Source organism: Candidatus Accumulibacter contiguus (assembly GCF_012940005.1).
Taxonomy (GTDB): Bacteria; Pseudomonadota; Gammaproteobacteria; order Burkholderiales; family Rhodocyclaceae; genus Accumulibacter; species Accumulibacter contiguus.
This window is the reverse complement of record NZ_SPMX01000062.1, coordinates 20,123-28,832: the sequence shown is the minus strand read 5'-3', so window position 1 is coordinate 28,832 and position 8,710 is coordinate 20,123. Positions and strand designations below refer to the sequence as shown.

The window sequence follows — 8,710 nt, the reverse complement described above, 5'->3', positions numbered from 1 at the left end:
GTGCAGCTCAAGTTTTCCGCCCGAAGCGAGAGGCGCGGACTGACCATCACGGTCAGTGGCACCGGCGGCGACTGGATCGTCAAGTTGCCGGACGCCCGCTTTCCGGGTGTGCCGGAAAACGAGCATGCAACGATGCGCTGGGCAGAGGCCAGCGGCATCGATATCCCGGAAATTCAGTTGATTCCGGTTGCGGAGATTTCTGGCCTGCCATCGGAAGCCAGTATATTCGGAGGTCAGACGGCTCTGGCTGTCCGCCGCTTCGACCGCCCGGCGCCGGGCAAGCGGGTTCACATCGAGGACTTCGCGCAGATTCTGGGTCTCTACCCCGAGCAGAAATACGCTAGCTACAACTACGAAACGCTGGCCAACCTGGTCTCCAAACTCGCCGGAGAATCCGAACTGGACGAATTCATCCGGCGACTGGTTTTCGTCATTGCCTCCGGCAACGGCGATGCGCACCTCAAGAACTGGAGCCTGATCTACCCTGACGGCGAAAACGCCAGGCTTGCGCCCGCTTACGATCTCGTTTCGACCATTCAGTACAAGGCTGACGACCAATTGGCGCTCAACCTCGCGCGCTCGAAACGCTGGCAGGACGCCACTCGCGAATCGTTCCTGCGCCTCGCGCGCAAGATTGGCGACGACGAAACGCTAATGGCCAGCCGGATCGAACACGCCGGAGAAGCCATCATGACGGCATGGCACTCCTCACGCGGCGACTTCGGTTACACCGCGCAGGCGCTCGACCGCATCTCATCTCACCTGGCACGCGTGCCGCTATTCTCCGCAGGCACCTGAACACCTGCCTGCAGGACAAGACCCCTCACGCTTCAGACGACAGACATCGAACGCTTCCACTGCCAAACATCGGCCACCGTGTGCTGTTTCGACCAGCGCACCGCCGATAGCCGCGACCCGCCACGCGCGATGCGCGCGAGAATCAGGAACAGGTTGAGCTTGCTTTCCGCAGCGCTGCCCAGCACCCGTGTGAGGCCCACCTGGTCGGCCAACTGCTTGAGGGCACACAGCACCCCAAAAATCTCGCCGCTGGTCATCTCCCCCGACCAGTCGTCGAATTCGCCCTTCACCAGACGTTCCATGGTGACGATCCGCTCCGGTGCCCAATTCGTCAGATTGGCGATGGTCCGCGTGCAGACTTTACCCCCCTCGCGATACGACTCACGGAGCAGGATGGCGGGTTTGGACTTGCGGTTGGGGATGCGGGCGATGTACATGCCGACAATAAAATCACATAACTTATTGTTCGCATCAGCGGTTGGAGATGCGCCTGAGCGCCTCGGCTGCATCGACGATGGGAATGCCTTGATGGCTGCGCAGGGGCAGCAAGTGCTTGCGATCCCCCGAGGCAATCAGATCTGCGCGGGCCGAGACAGCGGCGGCGATCACTTGATCGTCATCAATGTCGCCCGCCACCACGCCCGGCACGCTGGCGGGTTCGACCAGCTCGATGATCTCGACGTAATCGGCCAGCACTTCGCGGGCCGTCTTGCCGATCAAGGCCAGGCGCTTGCTTGCTGATGGTCGCGTGAGTACTTCAGCCAACTCTTCAAGCAGCGCTGTGCTGCTGTAGATCTGGACGCTGTGTCGTTGGCCGATGGCAGCCAGCAAGTGATGCGGAGTGCCGCGCCACAATAGCGCCGACAGAACCACGTTGGTGTCAAGAACGATCCGCACCCGAGTCCTTGCTGGTTGATCCAGCTTCCCGGACGCGGCGCTCAGCGCGCACCGCATCCATCTCAGCGGCAATATCGTCCTCGCTCATCGGCGCGGCGCCGGCAGCTTCGAGTGCCGGTGCGATGGCGAGCAGACGATCCAGCGCTCTCCGCTTCCTGACCTTAGTAGCCAAGAACTCCACGAAGTCTTCCACCTCGGCCACCTGCTGCGGCGAGAGTGTTCTGATCTTCGACATCAAGCTTTGTTCAACAGTAGCATTCATCACCATCCTCCCGAGCTGCGGCGCGCTCAGCGCGCCAGCGCCTGAAGCTGTACGTTGGTCAGGAAGGCACAAGCCACTTCTTGACCACATTCTTGTCCTTGTCGGGCGACTGCTCACCCTCCTGGAACTGTTTCGCGCGCGCATGAGCCGCTTGCATTGTCTTTCCCTTTAACCCGTTGCGTCCTCGGTGTGCGATATGGTGCATCTTGCTGACGCAATTCAAAAAAATGCAAGGCATCACGGTCAGCTTCGTTCCGAGTAGTGGAGTCGTTGCGCCATTTCCCGAGTCATCCTGACGCCGAGTTGGCCTGCTCCTGGCCGAGAGGGCCAGTTACACCCATCCGCTTCCGTTGCTCCTCCCACAGCACCGGTGGACTGATGCAAGCTCATGCGCGGTGACGTGAGGAGGCAAGGTTTCATCCAGGATGGCCGCCACGATGTCTGGCGCGAGCGTGGTGAGGTTGAGCATGCGGTACATGTAGCTGTTGTCGTCTCCCCCCATAGTTGTGGATAACCGTTAGCGCAGCCAGGCAGCCAGGCGGCTTTTCGTCAGACCTCGCCCGTTATGGTACAACTGAGACAAGCGGCCATTGCGCCCTTCAACGGCGGAGGAACTGCGATGGAACGAACTGTCGCACCATCCATTCCCCCCATTCCCCCCATTCCAGCCAGCGCTGCAACTCATTCTCGGACCATTCCGAATGGAACGGGTCTGCTTTCCAGGCCTCTAGTGCTCGCTGCCAAGCCTCCTGATACCGTTTCGGGGTAAAGATTCACCCCCCTACGCAGCTACCGGGATGGCGAGGAGCGCGGGAAGTTCGAGGCCCTTGCGGGCAGCCTCGATGACGGTGCCGAGATAGCGCCAGGCGCATGCCTCGCGGCGGCGGCAGGTTTCGATGACGCTGGCCAAGAGAGCAAAGGCGCGGGATCCTTCTTCGGAGCGGGTGCCGTGGCTGAGGTAGCGCGCAATCACCCAGTGCCGCAGCGCCTGTTCGGCGGCGTTGTTCGTCAGCGGCAGATGGGGCTCGTTGACCGGGCGCAGGATGACCTTCCCCTCGTACAGGAATTCGCGGGCGACGCTACCCAGCACCTTGTGGTCATCCGCCTGGTGCGCCTCGCACTGTTGCCGTAGCCGCTCGATGGCCGCGGCGTAGCGAATCCGCAGTCCTTCCAACGGCGGGTCGATTCGCGCCGCGTAAATGGCGGCCATCCAGGTCTTCATCAGCCCTTCCATCTCCTTTCCGACCTCCGCCACCCGAGCATCACTCGATTCGGCCAGTCCCCGCAGCTTGCGCATCAGGTGCGCCCAGCAGCGCAGGCGGTTCTCCCAAGCGCGGTAGACTCGGTAGCCATCACTGATGAGGCGGCCATCAAAACCGTCTTGCAGGGCGTTTTGCAGAATTTCCGCCGTGCGGTAGCCGATGAAGAACACCACGGTGTGGGTCGTGACCAGCGCCCAGAGCCAGAGGCATTGGGCGCGTTCCCGCCACGACGTTTCATCGACGAACCATTCCGCGGCCTGCCTGACTTCGGTGACCAGGGCGTCTTCCAGCGGGTAGCTGGCGCGCCCTGCTTCGCGGATCGTCTCATCGATCACGCCGATGCTCAGCAGCAGGCCGAACAGCTCCCTCAGTAGTTCGCGAATGCGCCGCCGGGAGAGGTGCATCCGCAGCGCCAGGAAAACGATCATCCCGGCCAACTGCGGACCCACCAGGCGCCATTCGCCCAGTCCCACCCGATCCCACAGGCTGTCGGCTGGCGCGCGCCACGGCAGCGCACGGGTGGTATGCCCGCAGGGGCAGCTCACTTCGAGCATCTGGTGACGCGTGACCCGGAAGATCAACCCGATCTGACCGTCGACGGGGGGCGCAATATTGACCTCATCCCAGGCCGTGTAGGCCTGCGACGGGGTATCCGTCGCCAACGCCAGACCACAAGCCGCGCAGCACGCCGGCCGGTGCTCGCACGTGTCGGTCACCGTGAGCTGCTGGGTGCGGCCATGACCCTGACTGCCGGGCTGCTTGCCGGCCTTTCGGTCCGACGCCTTCGGCGGTAAGGGCGGCGGCACGTCTCGCGGGACGGTTTCTTCCGTCGAATCCGCTGGGTCCATCGCCTCCGTCGCCGCTTCCGGGACTTTCGCCGGGGGCCTCTTCGCAGGCATCCCTTCGTCCTCTTCCTCGCCCGCGCCGGGTTTCTCCCAAGGCGCCTGGCTGGTCGGGGGCCGCGAGCTGTTGGCCGGGTTCTGATTCAGACGATCCTGCAATTCCTGGACGTCATCCAGCAGGCGGATAGACACGTCCAGCAATCGCTCCGCTGGCAGCTTCTTCAGCCACTCGGCGTCCATTTGCAGAAGGTCGTGCTTGCGGAGGTGCATTGCGTCGGTTCGTTGTGGAGTAACCACATTATGACATACAAATTACTGCTGGGGAGATTTTTTGGGGGGGGGGTGAATCTTTACTGCGTTATGGTCTTGTCGGTGAGGTTCTCTACCTTTTTCAACACCGTTCGTGGCCTCCTTCGTTCATCAGGGCGCAACTTGGCCGTTGAGCGCCAACAGCCGCCGCTTGACGATCATCAGGTTGGCCAGGCCAAACAGGGTGTGCAGTTGCGCCGTGTTCTTGGCCAAGCCTTTGTAACGCACCTTCCGGAAGTGGAACAGGTTCTTGACGATGTGGAACGGGTGTTCCACCTTGGACCGAATGCTGGCCTTTACGGATTCCAGCTTGCGCCGGAGCTGACCCAGCACACTGTCTTCCGGCACGGCCTTGAGCTTGCCGCGCTTCATAGCTACCTGCCAGTCAATGTCCCGCTCCTTCAGTTCTTCCCGCTTCTCGACGCCGGTATAGCCCGCATCCAGATACACCGTCTTCTCGCCGCCGTGCAGTACCTGTGCGGTCTGCGTCACATCCCCGACGTTCGCCGCCGTGCCCACCACCGTGTGCACCAATCCGCTTTCGGCATCGACACCAATATGAGCCTTCATGCCAAAGTACCACTGGTTACCCTTCTTGGTCTGGCGCATCTCCGGGTCGCGCGCCTTGGCTTCATTCTTCACCGACGGCGGTGCGGCAATAATCGTCGCGTCCGCAATCGTCCCTTCCCGCATCATCAGCCCCGCGGCAGACAGCTTGCCGTTGATCGCCTCGAACAGTTTCTTCGTCAGTTCATGTTTCTCCAGCAGGTGCCGGAACTGCAGCAGCGTCGTCGCATCCGGTGCGGATTCCCGCGACAGGTCGATCCTGACAAACGCCCGCAACGCTTGGCTGTCGGTGATCGCATCCTCGACTCCCTCATCCGACAGGCCGTACCATTGCTGCGCCAGATACACCCGCAACATCCGCTCCAGACCCACCGGCGGGCGACCCCGCCTCCCCTTCGGGTAGTGCGGCGCGATCACCTCAAGTACCTCCGCCCTCGGGGTTACCTTCTCCATTTCGGAAAGGAACACCTCCCGATGCGTCGTCCGCTTTTTGCCTTCAAACTCCACCTGGGAAAAACTGATCTGCTTCATCTCGCTACCCGACGTACGCTGGAATGCCAATATTATACCATGTGGATATGCTGCGATTAAATCAGCAGTTCCCTTGATGACATCGGCATGAGGGCACTTATCAAGCAGGGCCTCCGCACTCGGATAGCATAGTCAATTTCGTCATATCTTGAAAAGCAGAAATCGTTGCCAGCCATGAATTTATGCCAATAGCTTGCAAACCCGCGCAAGATCGGGTCTAGTCTCGTCTTTTGGACGAGCGAAATGACTCTGACGAAGGGGGCAAGCCTGTTTCAGGGAAGTGGACGACCCGCGCAAACCCAGCAATGGAACGCTGCATGACTTCCAAGAAGTTCTCGTGATTGCTATCGCAGCCGTGCTCTCCGATTGTGACACCATCGAAGACATCGCCCATTGGGGACGGGAGAAGGAAGATTGGTTGCGTCAGTTCCTGGTGCTGCGGAACGGTGTGGCCTCCGAGGAAACGTTTCTGCGCATCTTCCGAGCCCTCGACCCGAAGCAATTTGAGGCGGCGTTCCGCCGTTGGGTGGCTGGGGTGGTCGGTACCCTGAAAGGCGGCCTGGGGGTCGATGGCAAAACGGTACGCGGGTCGGGTAGTGGCGGCGAGAGCGCCATTATGGTCAGCGCCTTCGCGACGGAACTGGGCGTCGTCCTCGGCCAGGAAAAAGTCGCCAGCAAGAGTAATGAGATCACCGCCATCCCGGAACTGCTCAAGGCACTGTATATCAACGGGTTGCTCGTTACCATCGACGCCATGGGGTGCCAGCGGAACATCGCCCGTCAGATCACCGACCAGGGCGGCGACTACCTGCTGGCGGTCAAAGGCAACCAACCGACGCTGCTGGACGCCATCGAGACGGAATTCATTGACCAGTACCAATCGGACGACGTCGACCGCCACCACCAGGTCCACCCGTCCCATGGTCGGATCGTCGCTCAAATCGCCACGGTGCTGCCCGCGCAAGGGATCGTTGATCTGGCCGATTGGCCCGAATGCAAGAAGATCGCTCGGGTCGACTCCCTGCGTAAGGTCGGTGACCACGAGTCGAAGCTTGAGCGGCGCTACTACATCAGCTCTCGTGAATTGACGGCCGAACAACTCGCTGCAGCGGCTCGGGGCCACTGGGGCATCGAGGACCGCCTTCACTGGGTGCTCGATGTCAGCTTTGGCGAGGATGCCAGCACCGTACGCAAGGACAACGCCCCACAGAACCTCTCCCTCCTGAAGAAAATCGTTCTCAACCTGATTCGTCTGGATACCGCCGACAAGACCAAGACCAGCCTGCGGCTGAAGCGCAAGCGCGCCGCTTGGAAGGACGGCGTCCGGGTGAGGATACTGGGCTTCACCTTGAAATGACATCCGAGTGCGGAAGCCCTGACTTATCAAGGCAGGTTTTCTGTCCAAATAAACGGGGCTACCTCTGTCGCTCCGGGCTCAAACACTAACACCAACATGTTTGCGTCAACACCCGCTTAAGCGCCTAATAAAGGTATGTCAGATCCTGTCGAGCATATTCTCCGCCAGCAGCCAGTCCCAGTCCGAGTCGATATCCAGCGCCTCGCGCTTATCTTCGATCACAAGCGGAACCGTCTCGCTTCCGAGGAAACTGGAATTGGCTCTCAAATAACCAGGTGTCGCAAGGTATACCTCACCATTGACAACATAGGCTGGTGGAAGATCCTGAGACCTTGTTGGCTGATCGACCCCATGTACGAACGGATATATGGCATCGCCAGCGACGCGATAGCACCACATCGGATGAGACTCCGCTGGCGAAAACGCGACGACAGGCCTCTCTGCATATTTCTTGAATAGTTGGATCGCTGCCTGAATCGTTTGGGTCTTGCGAAAGGGCGATGTCGGCTGTAACAGTAATAGACCATCCAGCTGACCGTTTTCTTTCTCGTACCAGTCGAGCGCGTGCATGCACACGACGATTGATGTAGCAGTATCCGTCGACAATTCGGCCGGTCTAAGCCAGGGCACGAGGGCACCAGCGGCACGCGCCACATCCGCGATTACCAGGCTGTCGGTTGAAACCAGAATATCGAGGATTTCCGGTATACCTTGGGCAGCCTCGATACTCCAGTTGATCAACGGCTTGCCGCCCAGTTCCCGAATGTTCTTGTTCGGCACCCGTTTGGATCCGCCTCGGGCAGGAACCAGCGCCAGGATTCTCATGCCACCCCTCCAGATCTTTGCGCGGTTTCATAGTCACTCGGCCGGCCCACGTCCAACCAGGGTTCGTGCATGGGATAGGCCACGGTGCGTTTTTCCCTGGCTTGCAGGCGCTCGAACAAGGTGGGCATGTCGCAGGGTTCGTTGACGCCGAGCACGTCGAGGGCTTCCGGGGCCAGAACGTAGACGCCGGCGTTGATGTGACTTCTGGCGATGGGCTTTTCCTCGAAGCCGATGATGTCGACGCCCCGGGTCTGCACGACGCCGAAGGGGTGTTGCCATTCATGTACCCGCACCGCCATCGTGGCCGCCGCCTCCTGGCGAATGTGAAAATCAAGCAGTTCACCGTAGTGGATGTCCGTCAGCACATCGCCATTGGTGACGACGAAGGGCGCTTCGGGCTTCTTCGGCATCAGACCGAGGGCGCCGGCGGTGCCGAGGGGCGATTGTTCCCGCAGATATTCGATGCGCGCGTTCAGGCGCTCGCCGTCGCCGAAGTGCTCTTCGATCATGTGACCCAGGTAGTGCACCGCCAGGAGGAAGTGGCTGAAGCCGTCGGCCATGGCGCGCTTGATGATATGTTCCAGCATGGGCTTGCCGCCCACGGGAAGCATGGGTTTGGGACAGTTTCTCGTGTGCGGGCGCAGCCGGGTGCCCTTGCCACCGGCCATGATCACCATCAGGTTGGGCCGCGCCTGAGGGGCGTTGATTTCATCCCATAGGTGCAGGCCGATGACGTGATGCTGTTCGTCTACCACGGGAATCTGCTGAATCTTGTTGGCCACCATTAGTTGCATGACGGTTTCGCGCCCCATTGCCGGTGGGACGACGAAGGCGTTGCGATGGATGACCGTGGTGATTCGACTGTTCAGATCCAAGCCTCGCAGCAGGCCCCGGCGAATGTCGCCATCGGAAATAGTGCCTTCCAGTTCGCCCGACTCGGCGACGACCAGGACGATCTTGATCGCCACCTGATCCAGATTGCGAATGGCGTCCTGAATGGTGGCGGTGGTCGGCAGGAGGGCGCGGCGCCAGATTTTTTCGTCGGTGTTCACGTGGTGTC

At 60.6% G+C, this 8,710-nt stretch carries 9 protein-coding genes and 2 pseudogenes; 2 read left to right on the top strand and 9 right to left on the bottom strand.

Going from position 1 to position 8,710, the window contains the following annotated elements:
- Positions 1–798 (top strand): type II toxin-antitoxin system HipA family toxin (locus tag E4Q08_RS18570; protein WP_169071456.1); only part of this gene is annotated, 798 nt, incomplete at its 5' end.
- A 322-nt stretch (positions 799–1,120) separates the two neighbouring features.
- Here the strand turns inward: E4Q08_RS18570 and E4Q08_RS26500 are convergent.
- The 7 genes and pseudogenes from E4Q08_RS26500 to E4Q08_RS18545 all read right to left on the bottom strand — a co-directional run.
- Positions 1,121–1,235: pseudogene (locus E4Q08_RS26500) on the bottom strand (IS1634 family transposase N-terminal domain-related protein); the annotation flags it as partial.
- Positions 1,236–1,269: 34 nt separating this feature from the next.
- On the bottom strand, positions 1,270–1,695 hold the full coding sequence (locus E4Q08_RS18560) for a putative toxin-antitoxin system toxin component, PIN family (protein ID WP_169071455.1): 426 nt from the start codon (positions 1,693–1,695) through the stop codon (positions 1,270–1,272).
- Complete coding sequence (locus E4Q08_RS18555; protein WP_169071454.1) at positions 1,679–1,957, bottom strand: DUF2281 domain-containing protein; 279 nt, start codon at positions 1,955–1,957, stop codon at positions 1,679–1,681. The genes E4Q08_RS18560 and E4Q08_RS18555 overlap by 17 nt, the downstream gene beginning before the upstream one ends.
- Before the next feature lie 287 nt (positions 1,958–2,244).
- A pseudogene (locus tag E4Q08_RS25040) lies at positions 2,245–2,453 on the bottom strand (hypothetical protein); the annotation flags it as partial.
- Between the two features lie 21 nt (positions 2,454–2,474).
- A complete protein-coding gene (locus E4Q08_RS25035) occupies positions 2,475–2,642 on the bottom strand; it encodes a DUF6399 domain-containing protein (RefSeq protein ID WP_248594999.1) in 168 nt (55 codons plus the stop codon).
- Positions 2,643–2,738: 96 nt separating this feature from the next.
- A complete protein-coding gene (gene tnpC, locus E4Q08_RS18550; RefSeq protein ID WP_169071453.1) occupies positions 2,739–4,331 on the bottom strand; it encodes an IS66 family transposase in 1,593 nt (530 codons plus the stop codon).
- A gap of 150 nt (positions 4,332–4,481) precedes the next feature.
- Positions 4,482–5,468 (bottom strand): IS5 family transposase, encoded by a 987-nt coding sequence (locus E4Q08_RS18545; protein WP_169071452.1) that lies wholly within the window; start codon positions 5,466–5,468, stop codon positions 4,482–4,484.
- 280 nt (positions 5,469–5,748) lie between these two features.
- Here E4Q08_RS18545 and E4Q08_RS18540 point away from each other — a divergent pair, with 280 nt between their 5' ends.
- Entirely contained in the window at positions 5,749–6,825 is a 1,077-nt protein-coding gene (locus E4Q08_RS18540) for an ISAs1 family transposase (protein ID WP_169071451.1), read from the top strand.
- A gap of 138 nt (positions 6,826–6,963) precedes the next feature.
- Here the strand turns inward: E4Q08_RS18540 and E4Q08_RS18535 are convergent, their stop codons facing one another.
- Together E4Q08_RS18535 and E4Q08_RS18530 are read right to left on the bottom strand one after the other, a co-directional pair.
- A complete protein-coding gene (locus tag E4Q08_RS18535) occupies positions 6,964–7,650 on the bottom strand; it encodes an acylneuraminate cytidylyltransferase family protein (RefSeq protein WP_169071450.1) in 687 nt (228 codons plus the stop codon).
- Positions 7,647–8,702, bottom strand: a complete 1,056-nt coding sequence (locus E4Q08_RS18530; protein WP_169071449.1) for a nucleotidyltransferase family protein — start codon at positions 8,700–8,702, stop codon at positions 7,647–7,649. Before E4Q08_RS18530 ends, E4Q08_RS18535 begins: the two co-directional genes overlap by 4 nt.
- Between the last annotated feature and the right edge of the window lie 8 nt (positions 8,703–8,710).